The 17,573-nt window shown below is 51.7% G+C and carries 12 protein-coding genes and 1 pseudogene; 2 read left to right on the top strand and 11 right to left on the bottom strand.

Features of this window, described 5'->3' with window-relative positions; all coding sequences use genetic code 11:
* Window positions 1-130: 130 nt before the first annotated feature.
* The 5 genes from BUA93_RS00065 to BUA93_RS00045 form a co-directional block, all read right to left on the bottom strand.
* Window positions 131-4,756: a hypothetical protein gene (locus tag BUA93_RS00065; protein WP_139257624.1), complete on the bottom strand. Its 4,626-nt coding sequence runs from the start codon at window positions 4,754-4,756 to the stop codon at window positions 131-133.
* A gap of 129 nt (window positions 4,757-4,885) precedes the next feature.
* On the bottom strand, window positions 4,886-5,257 hold the full coding sequence (locus tag BUA93_RS00060) for a T9SS type A sorting domain-containing protein (protein WP_175547337.1): 372 nt from the start codon (window positions 5,255-5,257) through the stop codon (window positions 4,886-4,888).
* Window positions 5,258-5,308: 51 nt separating this feature from the next.
* The gene (locus BUA93_RS00055; RefSeq protein ID WP_072976367.1) at window positions 5,309-6,655 is read right to left on the bottom strand and encodes a hypothetical protein; all 1,347 of its coding nucleotides are present in this window, start codon (window positions 6,653-6,655) and stop codon (window positions 5,309-5,311) included.
* 15 nt (window positions 6,656-6,670) lie between these two features.
* Window positions 6,671-9,385, bottom strand: coding sequence for an InlB B-repeat-containing protein (locus BUA93_RS00050; RefSeq protein WP_083597058.1), 2,715 nt, complete (start codon window positions 9,383-9,385; stop codon window positions 6,671-6,673).
* Complete coding sequence (locus BUA93_RS00045; RefSeq protein WP_072976364.1) at window positions 9,325-9,918, bottom strand: hypothetical protein; 594 nt, start codon at window positions 9,916-9,918, stop codon at window positions 9,325-9,327. Before BUA93_RS00045 ends, BUA93_RS00050 begins: the two co-directional genes overlap by 61 nt.
* Before the next feature lie 308 nt (window positions 9,919-10,226).
* On the opposite strand from BUA93_RS00045, the gene BUA93_RS00040 reads away from it, so the two are divergent.
* Window positions 10,227-11,036: a transporter gene (locus tag BUA93_RS00040; protein WP_072976362.1), complete on the top strand. Its 810-nt coding sequence runs from the start codon at window positions 10,227-10,229 to the stop codon at window positions 11,034-11,036.
* A gap of 121 nt (window positions 11,037-11,157) precedes the next feature.
* Window positions 11,158-11,955 carry a hypothetical protein gene (locus BUA93_RS00035; protein WP_072976361.1) on the top strand — a complete coding sequence of 266 codons (798 nt, stop codon included), beginning with the start codon at window positions 11,158-11,160 and terminating at the stop codon, window positions 11,953-11,955.
* Between the two features lie 203 nt (window positions 11,956-12,158).
* On the opposite strand, the gene BUA93_RS00030 is transcribed toward BUA93_RS00035, so the two are convergent.
* From BUA93_RS00030 to BUA93_RS16080, 6 genes and pseudogenes are all read right to left on the bottom strand, one after another.
* The gene (locus tag BUA93_RS00030; protein WP_072976359.1) at window positions 12,159-13,958 is read right to left on the bottom strand and encodes an extracellular solute-binding protein; all 1,800 of its coding nucleotides are present in this window, start codon (window positions 13,956-13,958) and stop codon (window positions 12,159-12,161) included.
* 64 nt (window positions 13,959-14,022) lie between these two features.
* Entirely contained in the window at window positions 14,023-14,862 is an 840-nt protein-coding gene (gene rnc, locus BUA93_RS00025) for a ribonuclease III (protein ID WP_072976357.1), read from the bottom strand.
* A gap of 194 nt (window positions 14,863-15,056) precedes the next feature.
* On the bottom strand, window positions 15,057-15,296 hold the full coding sequence (gene acpP / locus BUA93_RS00020) for an acyl carrier protein (protein ID WP_072800986.1): 240 nt from the start codon (window positions 15,294-15,296) through the stop codon (window positions 15,057-15,059).
* A 51-nt stretch (window positions 15,297-15,347) separates the two neighbouring features.
* Window positions 15,348-16,088, bottom strand: a complete 741-nt coding sequence (gene fabG / locus BUA93_RS00015) for a 3-oxoacyl-[acyl-carrier-protein] reductase (protein WP_072800985.1) — start codon at window positions 16,086-16,088, stop codon at window positions 15,348-15,350.
* Between the two features lie 120 nt (window positions 16,089-16,208).
* Window positions 16,209-17,126 (bottom strand): ACP S-malonyltransferase, encoded by a 918-nt coding sequence (gene fabD / locus BUA93_RS00010; RefSeq protein ID WP_072976356.1) that lies wholly within the window; start codon window positions 17,124-17,126, stop codon window positions 16,209-16,211.
* Window positions 17,127-17,373: 247 nt separating this feature from the next.
* A pseudogene (locus BUA93_RS16080) lies at window positions 17,374-17,573 on the bottom strand (hypothetical protein); the annotation flags it as partial.

Below are 17,573 nucleotides of genomic sequence, written 5' to 3'. Positions count from 1 at the left end.
CAGCTCAGCCATGAACCACACGCTCACAAGGCCTCGGCCTTCGGCCGACGATTGTTCGCTTAGTGGTCAGGCTTTTCGCAGGGTCTTCCACCACCCTCTCGCCTAAGGGTTTCACCCTTAAAAACCCGATTTAGCGGGAAATTGCCACTTTACGGGAGGCCTGTTCGCTGCCGACACGAACGCGGAGGAGGTAGATTCCGGACTTGGGGACGTTCAGGGCGACCGTATTGTGGCCGAAGAACGCCTTGGACGCGTAAGAAGCCGCAATTTTGCCGTTCAGGCCCACCAGCTGCACCATGTAATTCGCCCCGGCGAGCCCCTCGGACACATCGAAACCGACCTGGAGGCGGCCCGAAGCCTGTTCAAACCGCAAATTCTCGACCTTAGAGGCCAGGGCGCGGGCATCCATCGGAGCCACCCGAACCGTAGCGGTAGCTCCCGCCGCCTTCAGGAGCACCTTCAGGGAGTCGCCCGCAACGACTTCGGTCGTCTTGCCATCCACCGTCACGAACACCTTGAGGCCCATCTCGTTCAGCGCCTTCACGCCTTCGAACCTGAGGTAGCCCACACGGTCGCCCGTAGCGCTCAGCGCCATATTCCACTCATAGCGTTCATCGGCACTCCTGATGGATTTCGCGAGGGCGCGTTTGCCTTCCAAGAGAGACAGGTTCACATGGTCGCCCATTCCCTCCGGCGGTTCCGGCTGTTCAGCCGCGGCACCGGCACCGATTACGTTCCAAGAATCCCGGTGCCCTTTCGTATCCGAAAGAACCGCCTGCAGCGTCCAGTTACTGCGAGATTCAGCTTTCGCCAGCACCCGTTTTTCAAGCGGATAGTCAAATCCCGGAGTATGTTCCGCCGCACTTACAAAGAACGGTTCCTGACCGACCTCGGCTGTTCTCTTGGACTCGGAATACACCCAAGCCGCCTCGTAAGGGCCAAGATACAAGGTCTTCCCCGGGTAATCCGCACTCTCAGGATTCCAAACGGTCAGCACCAGGGACTCATTCTCAAGCTGTTCCGCATTCAGCTGCACCCCCCAACCATAGGGGTTCGCCACCATGTTCCAGCCGCTATCGAGTTTCCAGACAATTTCGTTACCTGTCCTTGCCGAATCCCTGCGGAGCAACAGCGGACGACCTTCCAAGGAATTGTACCAGTAGCCCTGTTCGGCCTCAACCTTGCCACCGCGATACTTCTGGTACTTCCAGAAATCGCCAAAGTAAGCGGACTCGTCCCAGTGGTAGAACACCGGGTCGGCATCCCACACAATGGAATCAATCTCTACATCCGAAAGCGAAACCATTCGCCAAGCATCCGGAGCAGCGGCAATTTCCGCACTCACTGTAAACGCGGTATCGAACGACACCTTCTCGGCCTTGTCCGAAAGTGTCGCCTTCACCACATAGCGTCCCGGCAGCAACGGATATTGCGTCCAGACATGTTCATAAGGAGTTTTCTTCACTTCTTCGGCAAAGCCGTAGTTTTCCAGGACAACACCCAAGGCATCCGTCAATGAAACCTGTAGTGAGGCAGAACCATCTACTTCAAACTGATTCGTTTCAAGAGTCAACTGCACCGCATTTCCCGACTGGAGCAATTCATGGCGTACCAAGGCGAGTTTAGTGGGATCATCCGCAGAATCACCAGGATTCTTTACGTCCTTGGCTTCAGAGAAATACGCCGTCAGGGTCGCATTGATCAAGCCGTCCGGCAACGTATCGCCTTCTTGCAACACATACCTTTCAACTGAACCATCCTTTATGTTGTTCGACATTTCCTCCGAGCCAGCATCCTTCATCACTTTGACAATCACCAGCGAATCCAGCGCATAGCCCGAATCGGGTTCAGCAAGCAACCGCATCGCAACCCCTTCAGGATTGTCCCACGGCAAGAGCATCGTGGAATCCTTTGCAAAGTGGTGCGTATAGACCTTCGTTCCGTCGCGGTATTCGTCCACGGCAACCGTTCCGTTTTCAGATTCGCCTACACGGACCCTGACATAATGCCCAAGGCAGGATTCCGCATCTTTCCACACCGCATACAAAGTCTTTTCGGCATTGATATCGGGGTATAAGTAACTACCCGGATCTTTCACATGGTACTTATAATCGTTAGTATCGGCATTAAAGGCCCAGCCCATCACGCAGGCTTCAGCCGTATAAATTTGAGACGGCAGAAACACGGGTCTGTTGCCATTCGGCACCACAAGGCTATCGGGCAATTCAGAGCCCACGCCGTAGAACACCTCCGTCGCCGCTGTATTTACATCGAAACGCACATTCTCGTACGAGATTTCTGCTGCGCGGAAATAAGCGTCCGTCGTCGTGGAGAAATTGTAAAGATCTATATCCGTCCCTTCAGACATATCCGGCCCAGCAGCGGCATTTTCTTCGAACATTCCACAAACGACACTCAAGCCATACACCAATTTTACAAGTTCATGGTCAAGCATGAAGTATTTATCAGTATAAATAGTAAGGTACGAAGTTTGTTCCGTTTCATTCAAATACTTCTTTACAGATTCCTTATCGGCCTCGGTTAATTTATCATAAACATCATCAAGCACTATCGTAACCTTGTACACCGTCCTATAGGTCGAAACCATCGGCAACGAGTCCGGCTCATTTTCCCAGCAGACCGTACCATTTACACCACATTCTCCGCCACTTGAAGAGGCTGTATTCAGCACATAAGTAAACAGGCGTGTCTTCATCTCTTCACCATCGATCACGCCATCGTAGAGCCATTTTTTTTCGTTTTCTACATAAATGACACCCGAGCCATCTACATCCAGCGTCCCTTCGGCATCAAGGCTCGCCGACTTCGTTTTAACGGCATTGCGATAGTTTTTCCAAATTCGGTAATAATCGACAGCCTGGGTTTTCCACAAATCCGGCGTAACCGGGTCGCCATTTACTAAACCAAGCCAACCAACGGCCAACCCAGCATTTTCATCACTAAAGCCATAATGGTAATTGTCCTCGACATTCATTTGGGCAGATGATGGCGCCCGAATTTCACCAACTTCATAACCGACATGGAAAAAGTCACTATCCGTACCGGCAGTCTCATTTGCGATGGGGACAGACAAGTCACCTATAGAAGTATTGTAACGCACATACAGATTCAAGCAGTACGCTCTACCCGCCATCGCACCGACTCCACTCATCGTTTTCACCGTCGATGCTGCAATTTTGATATTGCCTTCGGCATGGTTTCCACGGAGTTCTACGGTATAATTTGGATTGTCAACACGCCCCACAACATAGGCTGCATGAACACTGTACATCTTAGAAGCCGTTGCCGTAATCACATTTGGATTCTTTCCCGGATTCACCGGTTTGACAGTCGAATTGCGAATGGCAAAAGTGCTATTAGTGGCGTTGACCGTGGCATAGCCCACAATTCCACCCACGGCAAGTGCCGTGTCAGACGAACTGATATCCACCGCGACATCATTTTCATTTATAGTGAAATCCGCAACAGCGTCGTCTCCACCACTCAGTCCCGAATAGACACCAACCACACCGCCAAGACGAGAACCTACAGAGCCCACCGTCTTTGTATTCTTGATGGTCGTCTCAACCTTGTTTTTCAAAAGTTGTACACTACCATTTCTCCAGGACAAAGCTCCGACAAGTCCACCCAGGTAACGATTTTGGTTTGCTCCGCTGTAGTCTCCCGACTTGAAAGTCACATCTGCATTCACCACTTCAAAAATGGACTCTTGGGTAATGGTATGCGGAGACACCGAACCAACCAACCCGCCTACCGAGGAACCGGTCAATTCTGCAGATACGGTACAGCCTTCAAGAGAAAAACTCGTCGAGCCATCCATACTTACGCTTGCAAAGCCGACAATTCCACCAACATAACTTGCGCCAGAATAAACCATTCCCTTGTTTTTCAAGACCTGCGAAACAGAATCGGGAATCTGCAGATTGGATACCGAGATGTCTTTGAATGACGCATAGTCCACCAAATAGGCGACAAGGCCAGCACTATAGGAAACTCGTGTAAGCAAAGATCCTATCTGGGAAACATCCTTCAAGGATTCTTCACTTACAGAAAGATGAACATTCTCTACTTGCACACTAGAAAATTTCGCCCCGCCCGTGGCGCTATACACTATGGCCGAGGTATTCCAGCCATACACCGTGGAATTTTTCACAGTCACACCCGAAAAAGAGCTGTTTTCAATCAAAACAGCGACTACCGCAGCGTTCTTGGGCAATGCAGAAGACACCGTCTTTGCCATTACATAGGCACTATCAAATGTAAGATTCTTTACAGACGCATTCGACAACTCACTAAAGAACGCCGCATTTTGGTCATCAGAAACATAGCAGAAACCCGAAATCGTTTTGTCGTTTCCATCGACAGAAACCGGTTTGCCAGAGAGATTAAAATGGAGCGGAGTAAACGACTCTGCACACGTTCCGTTTTTTTTCGAATACCCACCCAGGTCAATATCGTTTTCGAATTTAATCTGGACCGACCAAGTGTTCGGATCACTCTCAAACGCCCCCACACGACTTAGAAAATCAGATGCAAATTCATCCCAAGTATCGTAAACCTCATAATCTTCGCCAGCCGATTCGCCCGGCTCAAATTGTTTCACGTAGCATTCTGCTGTGTAATCATTATTTGGCAACGGAACATCGCACCTATACCCGATAGGTTTAATACCGGCCCACACAGCCCCAACCAAAAATAGGACCGTTGCAACAAGAATTTCTGTTGTTCTCTTCATATACACCATTCCACTTTATAAGCAAATAATAATTTTTTAAGTTCCAGATATTGGCCCCATACGCAAAAAAAGGTGGAAACAAAGCCCACCTTTTGAGTTTAATCACATATTTGCCTGTAATGTTGTGCGCTATCTCACAAGTACCTTGCCCGCCATGTTCTGAGCACCCACCTTGATTTTCACAAAGTAAATTCCGGACTTCGGGACATTCATGGCAAGTTTGTTCGTGCCCGCCGTCGCCGTAAAGCGTCCCGAGGCAACCACCTTGCCATCGACGCCGACAACCGCGTAGTTCGCCTTCGTTCCGGCCAGCGATTCGGGGGCATCAAAGCCAAGCTGCAAGGTATTGCCCGCAACAGCGGATTTGAATCCGCTAATCTTTGTCGCGACAACTGCATTCGAAGCGGCCACGCGGACTTCCACCTGGCTTGCTGATTTCGCCAAGGCAACATTCACGGACTTTCCATCAGTCACTTCCGTCGTCTTGCCGTCGGCTATCACAAACAACTTAAGACCAAGTTTTTTAAGTTCCTGAACACCTTCAAACGAAAGCTAGCCATCGCGGGCCGTACTTGCAGACATTTCGAGAGTCCAGCTGTATTCATCTTCCACCGCCTTGATGCTCTTGGCGAGTTTGACACCCTTAGCACCATTTTCATCCTTGTCGCGAATGGCCAAGGACACGCGATTACCCATACCGGCAGGGGGTTCTTCGAGCGACTGCGGCTTCCCTACACCGAATACGTTCCAGGAATCTTTCTTGCCATATTCATCGGAAAGGGTTGCTACCAAAGCGAAGTTACCAGGAGTACGACCATCCGTCGCCTTCATCAGGTTTTTCTTGCGAGGCTCTTCGCCCGGTTCACCGGGTTCAATTTTCGATTCCGCAATTCCAAACACCGGAGCGGCCGACACACGCCATGTCAACGCATGCGAAGCCTTCGCCCATACAGCCTCGTAGGGACCAATCACCGTCGGCACCTCATATTCCGAAAGCACCGGATTCCAGCGCCAGAACGAGACTTCGCTACCATCGTCGGCAACACCCTTGCTCAGGTCCACATACCAGCCGTAAGGGTTAGCCACCAGGTTCCAGCCACTATAGAGGCTATCCAGTTCCCATACGATTTCGCTATCCTTTGCACCGGTCGATTCGCGGAGTACCAGCGGCTTTCCCTTTGCCGTACCGTACCAGAATCCACGAGTCGCATCGGCATCGCCCCCCGCAAAGGCACGATACTGCCAATAATCACCCACGGGATTATGTTCATCCCACCAATAGAAGCTGGCATCGTCATCCCCTTCCATCGAGGAACGGTCAAGCGCCGAGAGCGACACCATCTGCCAGCTTTCCGCGCGCACCTCAATTTCAGAAGCGACTTCAAAGTCACTCTCGAAAGAAACAGTTTGCTTCTGGTCGTCCAAGGTCAATTCCACCTTAAACTTGCCCATGGGCGCAGGCGTCATTTCCCAGGCGCCGCCCTTGACGACATCGTCCGAAATCACCGTATCGACAATAATTCCGTTTTCTCCGGTCACCACCACACGGGCAACCGTTTCGACATCCGCATTTTCCGCATCGAAGGTCAGGCGAACGGCGTTACCGGACTGTTCGATTTTCGGTTCCACCAACTTGAGTTCGCCCCTGCTGCTCGAACTTTCGGCAGAGCTGGAGCTTTCTTCGGCACTCGAGGAACTCGATTCCACGATTTCGCTGCTGGAACTTTCTTCGGAACTGGAGGATTCACCGCTGGAGCTCGACACCGCAGTCTCGCTGCTGGAGCTTTCAACAGAAGCCGAAGACACGGGGACAAGTTCATAGCGGGCCATGATTTCGGTATCCTTCTTAATTTCGCTAAAATTGCGATCCCAACCGACAAAACGGTAGCCTTCGCGCACCGGATCGGCAGGGGCTTAGGCGGCCGCACCATATTCCACCCACTGGACTTCCCCAATCGGGGATTCGTCGTAATCAATAAAGGCAACAGAGTATTTTACCTTGGCGGAATCGTACTGGGCCGTATATACCGCATCGCCCTTTACCGTCGTTATCGCCGGATTCCATCCCTTGAACTCATAAGAATACTCGGGGGTCGCTTTGCGCGTAATGCCGACCGGCTCCGAGACCGTCATATCAAAGTGTACGGAATCCTGCGCCAAAACAGAGCCGTCAAAATTCTTGAACACGATCAGGTACTTTTTCGCAAGGTACATCGCCTTTATATCCAGGTTCTTTTTCACCTGTATATAAGAGGAATCACTCCACCCTACAAAAATATAACCATTGCGAGTCGGGTTTTCCGGAGCCGTTGCCGATTTCATATATTCAATAACTTGCTCGTCGTAAAGCGGCGTCAAGCCATCGTAATCAAAGAATCTCACCTTGTACGAATTGATAGCATATTCTGCCTTTACCGTCAAATCACCCTTAATTTCTTCAAAATCCCGATCCCATTCGCCCGTGAAACTATAACCTTCGATTTCCGGCATTTCTTCAAGTGTCGGTGCCGTTGCAGCCTTTCCCGATTCTACCGTTTCCTGCTTGATCGTTTCACCGTTCATGTCTACGAAGGTCACCACATAGGTCGCATTTTCCGGTCCGAGTTCCGGCACAACCGGCAGGTTCTTGCTATCGGTGAAAATCGGAAGGTTGCTGTTTGTTCCCGACTTAAAACTCCAGGCATAATCTTCCGCATTTTCGTAAGCGCTGTTCAGGAAACCGGCAAATTTGGACACCTTCATGGAATCCTTCAATTCCGTTCCGTTGTGATGAACATCCGTATATTTGCGTTCGCCACCGTTCCGAACAACATAGAAAATACTGTCGCTCGTGCGCCAATCCTTCGTGTAGGCTTCATCCCTCAACATTCCGAACGGTTCGTAGGTATCTTCGGCAGCATCGCTATAATGATAATCCGACCGAATATCGAATCCCTTGTACAGCAATGCGTACCCGAGCAAGTACCCCACCTTTTGCACATACGAAGCATCACTATTGCTTGCCGTCACCAGGATATTGCCGACATTGAAGGAGTTGTGCAGATAAGTTCCCGCCTCGTTTGCGCCAGTGGAACCGACAAGACCACCGACATAAAGGGTATTGGCAGCGTGCTTTCCGGTCACGACAATATTACCTTGCACTCCCACATAAGACATTTCAACAATTTCGTTGCAGATACCGCAGATGCCGCCGATATCCGTTTCCTGCACACTCAGCGATACCGCAGACGGCGCCTCTTTCGCCTTATAGGTAATCAGGTTCTCGTTAGATGCCATCACCTTTTCGAAAACAAGCGACTTGCCCCCCTCGGCCTTGGGGAACCCACCGAGGATGCCCCCAACGAATACGCTGTTCAAGCTATCTTCTACCGCAATCGAGCCGTCATAATACAGATTCATCAAGGTTGCCGGGAGTAACGTTTTGCCCGACTTGGCTACCGCCACACTCGTAAAGCCGATCATGCCTCCTACAAAAACGCTATCGCGAGCATTATTTCCATTAACCAACTTGGCTTTGTCAACAGACGTTTTCACCTTTGATGTAATCTTGACCGAAGACGAGTCATTTGCAAGTCCCAAGCCTCCTGTTTGCGCGATACAAGCCGACCCCGCAATACCGCCCAAATAGGCGTCGCTACGCAGGCCCTCGACAGCGGTACCAGATGCAGAAAGCGCAATCGAGCCTGCCGTACGCGAGCCAGTCACCGTCAGGAATTCATCGCCGTTAGCGCCTCCCTGGCTACAAGAACCGCCATAGCCGAAAATACCACCCGCATAATAGCGATACACCCCTGCGACTCGCAAAGAATCCTTTATATCCACCGTTGCCGTGCTGTTCATAACTCGAACCGATGTCGCCGATTCCATTGTACCCAGTCCCACAATACCACCAACGGCTATAGTATCCGGAGATGCCGCATCGTAAATTTTTCCGTCAAACGAGCAATTTGCGGCAACAAAATTTCCAGCCGTTGCAGAACCGGTGTAATCACGGGGCGCAAACAGCATTCCAAAGATTCCGCCCATCGAAGCTCCCCCTGAAATTTTCGTGGGGACAGTCTCACCTGCGCCACCGTACTTCGTATACACCTTCAGGTTTTCAAGCGTATCGCCGTTCGTCTTGTAGAAGCCCGCGATGCCACCCAAAGCGGACCTATGTCCTGTGGCATAGTCATGGATTTCAACCTTTAGCGAATCGTCGATAAAAGTGGGGTCTTCGTCGTGTTCCGAACGAATGGCCACCCCCGCAATACCACCTAGAAATACTTGATGGGCATAGTTGAAATCCGCCAAGACGCTCGAGCCTGCATAACCTTCCGTAATCGAGACCTTATTCGACACATGAATGTCGTCGTCACCCGAAATATTCGAAATGGTTGAATTTTTGACAAGGCCCACAAGGCCGCCCGCAATGGGAGCCTGGATCGAATCATTAGCCAGCACGATGCTATCGATAGTAGCAAGATTCAAGACTCCAACGATAGCACCCACCGGATAATAGTCCTTGCCATCTCCGCTCTCTCCATCAATGTAAATACGCACCCCGTTCAGGTTTACATTCTGAATAGTCACGTTCGAGGCCGATTCAAAAAGACCGACCGGTTTGTCCATAGCGGTCCTGCGTAACATAGATGGCTTATCGTAAAATGGTTTCCGTTAAACGAACTACTGTCCATCATGGGAAGCGGAAGATGGTTTACCTCGCAACTTCCAGCCTTGGTCGAAGATTCAAATTCGCCAAGGTCGATATCGGACCCCAATTCCAGCGTAACGCCCTTCATTTCAGGCGATTTCACCCACGAATTCTCAAGCAATTTTGCCAAATTGGCCGGAGTGTCTTCAAGCGACGCGACACAATCGCCCTTCTTGGTAAAGGTAGACTGCATGACCGGCCATCCATAGTTGCTGTAATAGCCGATTTCGGTTCCGTTGCTTACATAATTCATGCCCTTGAAAGTCAAGGACCATTCGGAACTAGAGCAAGCCAATGCTCCCTGGCTTAGCACCATAATCGTTTTCGTCGATGTCATCGCAGGGAAGCCAAATCCGCCTTGCGTTTCAACAACGGTCATCAAATTGTAATAACCCGTTCCATTTACGGCAAAAGCCATGCTGCAACAGTACAGCACGGTAAAAAAGACCAAACCAATTTTTGCCTTCATAAAACCCTCTAGATCTTTTACCCTATAAAAATATCTTAATATTTGAAAAAAGGAAGTGATTCACCTCAAAAAATGTTGTCCGTGTGATTAGGAACATATCTAGCAGATAGCGATTGAATCCAGCCCTTGGGGTCCCTCCCATTAGGCGAAGACGATTTCACATTCGAAGTGCCTAATTCGTTGCAAGTCAACAACTTGCAGCTAGCAGGCGCATTGTGTTCTTTATCACACCCCATGTAACGAACCCTTTACAAACAGGCACCACAATACTACATTCTTACTACAAACATATACCAAGGAGTATAAAAATGATCAAGAAGATTGCCCTCGTCGCAGCCATGGCTGCCAGCGCATCCTTTGCAACCTATAACTTCTTCCCGGTAAAGGACGCCGGCAAAGGCCAGGTTGAAGTCGGAGCCCAGTATGGCTGGACCGACAATACCAGCAATATGGAAATTATCGCAGGTGCCGAATACTCCGTCATCCAGAATCTTGCCCTGTCTCTGACGGGACTCGGCTACCAGCTTTGGGACGATCCGGATGATTGCGGCGAAGACGGCCATCCCGACTGCCCGGATAACGACGGCTTCAAGGCTATGACCATTGGCGCTCGTTACCAGTTTATGCCTGTTTTGATCGCAGCCTTGGACGTGAACCTCCCCCTCACTTCCGAAGACGTGACCGGAAAGTACGATCCATTTGGCCTGTATGGCGCCATCCAGTTCACCAAGGAATTCGTGCCCAACCTGTGGTTCGGTAGCGAAGCCGGCGTTAGCTACAAGTTCGAAGACGAAAAGACAACCGAAGGTCTCGGCCTCACCGTGCAGGCAGAATTGGACTACACTCTCGCCAACCTCGGCCTGACCCCGTGGATCGGAGCCGCCTTGAACATGCGCCTTAGCGATGTCGAAGAAGAATGGTACGACGACGCCCGTGGCGGCAAGGTCACCAAAGAATACGGTTCGGGCGACAAGGCCATCCTGGTCTGGCTCGGTGCCGGCTATGACATCAACCCGATGTTCACCGTCAAGGCCAATTTCATCATGAAGTTTGCCGATGACGATTCCATGGGTTCCGACTGGAAGGGCGTGAACGCCAAGCTCGCCATCAACTTCTAGTTTCAAAAACATTTAAGAAGGAATGCCTCGGACCCACACAGTCCGGGGTATCTTTTTTTTACATCCCGCCGCGTAGGGAAATTGCTAAATTTGGAAAAACCAATTTATTAAGGAGTCTGGAATGTTCAAGAAAATCGCCCTGGCCTCGGCTCTCGCCGCAAGTGCCGCATTTGCAACTTGGGACTTTTATCCCGTTCTCGAAGCGGGCAAGGGTTCCGCCGAAGCGGGTCTCTACTACGACTGGTATCACGACTGGTCTCAGGCGGGCCTCAAGGTGGGCGCCCGTTACAGCATTATCCAGAATCTTGAAGTTTCTTTGCAGGGCTGGGGTTTTCAGTTCTGGAGCGAAACGGACTGCAACGGCTGTGAAAACGGCGGTGACGGTCTGCGCGACCTGACCATTGGTGGACGTTACCAGATTGACCCGATGGTCGCCCTTTTCCTCGACTTGAACCTCCCTATCGGTGGTGACGAAGTTACCAGCGACGAAATCGCCCTCTATATGGGCGGACAATTCAGCATGCAGGTGCCGGAAGCTCCCGGTCTCAAGTTCGGAACCGAAGCCGGCCTTTTCTGGGGCTTTGAACACGACAACAACGAACGCGGCCTCGAATTTCATCTGGCAGGCGAAGTCGGCTACACCATCCCCGATGCAGGAATCACCCCGTTCGTCGGCCTGCAGCTCAAATACCGCATGACCGAAAGCACCTGGGAAGAAGTTGACGAAAACGGCAAGAAGCACGAAAAAGGCGCCAACGACGACGGCGACAAGCAGGTCATCCTTTGGCTCGGTGCGGATTTCTTCATTATCCCCAACCAACTTGATATCAAGGCGAAGCTCTTTGTTCGTAGCGGCGACCACAGCAACATGGGTGGCGACGCCAGCGGCCTTTACGTCGGAGCAGAATTCTTCTTCTAAAGAGGTATCAGGTCGCCTTGCGTAGCAAGGCTTTGAGGTCGCGCTGAGCGCTCTGAGCATTGAGCAGAGAGTTCTCAGATGAGACCGTGAATGTTTAAACAAGAAAGGCGTGCTGATTTTCAGCACGCTCTTTTTTCTCAAAGCAAAGCGACCTCAAAGGGACTTTGTCCCGCGCTCACACCTCAAAGGCGCATTGCGCCGACCTACTTGATATCGTATTCCGGAACCGGCAGGCTCTCTCCAGCCTTCATGGCCTTGTCAAAGGCGGCAGACTTCGTGGGGTCCAGCCACCAGTAAACGGGAATGGCATCTTCGCGGTTAAAGCGGTCGAAAACTTTTTCCGGAGTGCCGTAGCGGTTCCAGTAGAGAATGCGGTGGTGGTCGCATTGCCACATGAGCACGTAGGGCACGATTTCAGCCAGGCGGTTATCCAGCGCCTTCAGGATTTCGTTACGCTTGGCGAGGTCGAATTCCGTCTTCTGCAAGTTGATGAGGCTATCCACCACCTTGTCCTGCACACCAGCCAGGTTATTCGTTCCCTTCTGAAGCGCTGTCGTAGAATTCCAGCTGGCTTCCGGATCGCGTAGGCGGCCTGCGCCCCAATTCACCCAGTAAAGGTCAAAGTCGGCATCGTCCAGACGCTTGCGGAGCGTACTCTGCGACATCTGCTCGATGGTTGCGACAACGCCCACTTTCTTCAGGTCTTCCTGGAACAGCGTGAGGTGACGCAAGTCTTCTTGGCTCGTAATAAAGTTGATGGCAAAGGGCTTCCCGTCTTTTTCCAGCACGCCCTGGGCGTTCACCTTGTAACCCGCTTCGGCAAAGAGGGCGCGGGCACTATCCGGGTTGAACTTGTAGAGCGGCGCCGTCGGATTCTGGTTGCCTTCCCACAAGTCAGGGTAATAGCTGTTGAGCAAGAAGTACTGGTTGTACATGTACTTTTCGTTCATGGCTTCGCGATTCAAAAGCATGTTGAGGGCGCGGCGTACGCGTACGTCTTGGAATTGCGGCTTGCGCAAGTTGATAGCCATGCCCTGGAAACCGATAGGTTCCTTGTTGAAGATACGCTGCTTGACCGCCCAACCCTTCTGCAAGGCATCAAAGTCCGTCTGTTTCATCCAGATGCTGCTGGTGTAAATGGCGTAAGCGTTGATGTCCTGCTTCTTGAAGGCCTCAAGTGCCTTCGTCTGGTCATTCATGAAACGGTAGCGGATTTTTTCGAAGTTGTACTTGCCGCGGTTCCAGTTCTTCTTGAAGCCCCACCAGTCGGCACGTCGGGCAAGTTCCACATAGCGGTCTTCGCGAAAGGTCTTGATTTTATACGGGCCGGACACCACCGGGAAATCATAACGAATTTGATTGAAGTCCTTTCCTGCCCACGCATGCTTCGGGAAGGCGAGCATTCCCGCGGCTTCCCAGAAGTTGCCCCAGTGGGACTCCTTCGCAGTCATCTTGATGGTCAAGCTGTCCACGACTTCGGGGCGGTCAAAGCGGCTAAGCCCCACCTTGAATATGGGCGTCAGGTTCTTTTCGTCCATGATGACGTCGTAGTAGAACTGCACATCTTCGGCCGTCACGGCCTTGCCATCGCTCCACTTGGCCCGCGGGTCCACGTGGAAGGTGAACGTCTTGCCGTCTTCGGACACATTCCAGCTGTCGGCAAGGATTCCCACTTCCCGGTCTTCGGTACTGTGCAGGCTTACGAGCGGCTCGAACATCATGCCCATGAGTTCGGCGGAGAAACTGTTATAGTCTTCCCACATGTTGAACGACTTCGGCATCGCAGAGCCCCACAAGGTAATCGTTCCGCAGGGGCGGGCATCCTTTGAGGCTATCGGGTCGAACTCACCTGTCGCTTCGGGATCCTGCGGCAACTCGGGGCAATTCAGCTCGGCATTTTTAGTGGCAGCACCCTTGGATGCGCCGGACTCGTTACAGGCAGAAAATAGAAACGCGGATGTAACAAGAACCGCACAAGAAACTTTAATAGAAAAATCTTTCATACAGAACAATATAGATAAATTGTTCGGAAAGATTGTTTTCCCGAATTTATCCCGGGAACAACGGCTACGGCAAGCCGACGTGACGCTGTTTCTGCTTCTTGGGCTTGGGAGCGGCAGCTTTGTCGGTTGGTGAGCTTGCCGAACCATCGGCTTCGGCCTTCGCAGCTTCGGCTAAAAGCATTTCGAGCGACACACGGGAAGCTTCCTGCTCAGCCTTCTTCTTGTTGCCACCCTGACCGCGGCCGTACACGCGGCCATCCACATGGACTTCGACCGTGAACACCTTCTGGTGTTCCGGACCCGACTCATCGACCACGATATATTCCGGAACCGTGCGGAGCTTACCCTGCAGGTATTCCAAGAGTTCACTCTTGTGATTCGCAAAATCTTCGGCAGAGATAATTTCCTGCACGCGCGGAAAGTGGAACTTGTTCAAAATCGCGCGAACCTCTTCGAGGCCACCATCCAAGTAGACGGCGCCAAGAACCGCTTCGTAAGCGTCGGCCAAGATGCTTTCCTTGCCGCGACCGCCGAGTTTTTCTTCGGCTTTGCCTACCTTCACATATTCGCTCAGGCTCCATTCCTTGGACGACTGCGCGCAGGCATGCCCCGAAACAATCGCGCTCTTACGCTTGGAAAGTTCACCCTCGGGATCGTCGGGATAAGCCTTGTAAAGATATTCGGTGGTGAGCATATTCAGCACGGAATCGCCCAAAAATTCCAGACGTTCGTTGTTGCTCGCGTAAGGCATGTCCGTGCCCGTCAAGAATGAACGGTGTACCAGCGCATGCGCCAAGAGTTCGGGATCCTTGAACCGGTACCCGAGCTTCGCCTCAAGCCCGCCATCGGACTTCTGGCGAAACCAGAGTTTTAACACTTTGTGAAGAAGAGTTGTTTGTTCCATAAGTTATACCATGAAGTCATTCTGGAACGCGAAGCGTGACGGAATCCATCATTGAAATTCAAATTATGGATTCCCTCCCTAGCGGTCGAGGATGACGTATGGAGGAAAAGTTGATAATAACATAATAGAAAAAAGCAAAGAGGCGGCACCTGATGGTCCCGCCTCTTTAAAGTTCTATCGAAAGAGGCTAATAATTAAGCCTTCTTAGCTTCGATGAAGGCAACCACATCGGCAACCTTGGCAAACTTTTCGGCGTCGGAGTCGAGGATTTCGACTTCGAATTCGTCTTCGAGGGCCATCACGAGTTCCACGCGGTCGAGGGAGTCGGCACCGAGGTCGTTACCGAATTCGGATTCCGGCTTGACATCTTCAGCCTTAACGCCGAGCTTGTCAACGATAACAGCGGTGACCTTCTTGAAAATTTCTTCGTTCATTGTAATCTCCATTTGGATTGATTGTTTGAGTTCAAATTTAGTAAAAAATGCCTAGGCGTTCAACCCACCATCGACGCCAAGAATCTGGCCGGTGATGTAGCAGGCGTCGTCAGATGCCAAAAATGCGGCAGCGTTGGCAATATCTTCGGGTTTTCCGATGCGGCCGAGCGGAATCTGGGCGGCATACTTTTCCTTGGTGGCCTCATCCATAGCAGCGGTCATGTCGGTACCGATAAAACCGGGGGCAATGGCGTTCACGGTAATGCCGCGAGAGGCAAATTCCATGGCGTTGGAGCGGGTCATACCGATAATGCCGGCCTTGGCGGCGGCGTAGTTGGCCTGACCGGCCTGGCCGTGCAGGGCGTTGATGCTCGAAATGTTGATAATGCGGCCGGTACGCTTGCCCATCATGGTGCGGGCGACAGCGCGGGTGCAAAGGAACACGGAACGCAGGTTCGTGGCGATCACGGCGTCGAAGTCTTCGTCCTTCATGCGCATCAACAGGCCATCGCGGGTAATACCGGCGTTGTTCACCAGAATGTCGACCGTGCCCATGTCAGCAATGATCTGCTTGAACACGTTCTGCACCGTTTCGGAGTCGGCCACGTTGCAAGCATAGCTCTTGACCTGCACCCCAAGTTCGGCGGAAAGTTTGGCGGCCAATTCTTCCTTGACCGAGGTGGAAAGGATGGCGACGTCAGCACCTTCGCTGGCGAGCTTGGTTGCAATGGCGAGACCGATACCGCGGGAAGCACCAGTCACAATTGCCTTTTTACCAGTAAGTTTACCCATAGTAGTTACCTGTGGTTAGTAGTTTAAAAGTGGTTAGTGGTTAGTGGCTAGTGGTTAGGTTTAAATAATCGCGGCTTCGCCGCCTAACTACCCTGTTTACTAACCACTGTTTACTGTCTACTATTTCAATGCCTGGAAAGCCTCGATTGTTTCGACCGGAGTGACCTTCACGTCGCGGCTGATCTTGCGCATGAGGCCCGTGAGCACCTTGCCGGAACCCACTTCGACACCCTGCGTCACGCCCAGAGACATGGCCTTGTTCATGCAATCGTTCCAGCGGACCGGAGACACCAGTTGGCGCACCAGGAGGTCGGCAATTTCGGAACCCTTCGTGACCGGTTCGGCAATCACGTTGGCAATGACCGGCTTTTCGACATCGTTGAATTTGGTCTTGGCGATGGCTTCGGCGAGACCTGCCTGTGCGAACTGCATCAGCGGGCTGTGGAAGGCACCAGACACGGCGAGCGGAATGGCCTTGATGCCTGCGGCAGCGCAGTTTTCGACCAGCTTGTTCACGCCGGCGACCGCACCGGACACCACGATCTGGCCCGGGCAGTTGATGTTGGCCGGAACCACGGTACCGGCATCCTTCACGGCTTCGCAAAGTTCAAGAATCTTGGCTTCGTCCTGGCCCATGATAGCGGCCATGGCACCCGGATTCTTGGAACCGGCAGATGCCATGAGTTCGCCACGGGTACGCACCAGGCGGAGGCCGTCTTCGAAGCTGAAACCGCCGGCAGCGTAAATGGCGGAGTATTCACCGAGGGAGTGGCCCGCCACGTAGTCAAAGGCAAAACCTTCGGACTTGAGGAGTTCCATCACCATGGCAGACACGGTAAACAGAGCCGGTTGGGTGTTGTCGGTGCTCTTCAGAACGTCTTCCGGACCTTCAGCCATGAGCTTGGAGAGCGAAAAACCGAGGATTTCGTCAGCCTGCATCATGAGCTTCTTGGCAGGTTCAAAAGTAGAAGCGAGCGTCTGGCCCATGCCCACGTACTGGGCACCCTGGCCCGGGAAAAGCAAAATCGTCTTAGACATTATATATATACCTCTGCGGCTAGACCGCACTTTCAAAGTTTCGCCCACAATTTAGAAAATACAGAACATGTAAAAGGGCTCCCCATGCAAACCGAGCAAGAAAACCGAAATGTAAGATTTTGGGGAGATTTTTATAAAGTCGCAAAAAACTGCATCAAAAAAAGGCCCCTCAAACAGAGGGGCCCTCAAATTTGATCAAATTTGCATTTTTTTAGCTATTTGCCACATCAATTTGCTGGTTGAACGGCTATTTTTTTGACGGATCCGTTTGCAAACGGCGAAGTTCAAGCATATCTTTTTCAGAAAGCCCCGAATACTTGACGATTTTTTCAATCGGTTCGTTATCCATAAGCATAGCCTCGCTTACAAGAAATTCTTCCGTAAATTTACTCAATTCGGCCTTCTTCTGCAAGAGGGCGAACTGCGACCCCTCCGGAACGGGGACGG

It is taken from the genome of Fibrobacter sp. UWH4 (assembly GCF_900142475.1).
GTDB lineage: Bacteria > Fibrobacterota > Fibrobacteria > Fibrobacterales > Fibrobacteraceae > Fibrobacter.
Note: the sequence above shows the minus strand (reverse complement) of the source record. Positions and strands in the feature narration are given on the sequence as shown.

Bases quoted from the DNA above. Each gene is read 5' to 3' on its own strand.
- BUA93_RS00065 (WP_139257624.1), bottom strand. From the start codon at position 4,756: ATGAAGAGAACAACAGAAATTCTTGTTGCAACGGTCCTATTTTTGGTT.
- BUA93_RS00050 (WP_083597058.1), bottom strand. From the start codon at position 9,385: ATGTTACGCAGGACCGCTATGGACAAACCGGTCGGTCTTTTTGAATCG.
- BUA93_RS00045 (WP_072976364.1), bottom strand. From the start codon at position 9,918: ATGAAGGCAAAAATTGGTTTGGTCTTTTTTACCGTGCTGTACTGTTGC.
- BUA93_RS00040 (WP_072976362.1), top strand. From the start codon at position 10,227: ATGATCAAGAAGATTGCCCTCGTCGCAGCCATGGCTGCCAGCGCATCC.
- BUA93_RS00035 (WP_072976361.1), top strand. From the start codon at position 11,158: ATGTTCAAGAAAATCGCCCTGGCCTCGGCTCTCGCCGCAAGTGCCGCA.
- BUA93_RS00030 (WP_072976359.1), bottom strand. From the start codon at position 13,958: ATGAAAGATTTTTCTATTAAAGTTTCTTGTGCGGTTCTTGTTACATCC.
- rnc (WP_072976357.1), bottom strand. From the start codon at position 14,862: ATGGAACAAACAACTCTTCTTCACAAAGTGTTAAAACTCTGGTTTCGC.
- acpP (WP_072800986.1), bottom strand. From the start codon at position 15,296: ATGAACGAAGAAATTTTCAAGAAGGTCACCGCTGTTATCGTTGACAAG.
- fabG (WP_072800985.1), bottom strand. From the start codon at position 16,088: ATGGGTAAACTTACTGGTAAAAAGGCAATTGTGACTGGTGCTTCCCGC.
- fabD (WP_072976356.1), bottom strand. From the start codon at position 17,126: ATGTCTAAGACGATTTTGCTTTTCCCGGGCCAGGGTGCCCAGTACGTG.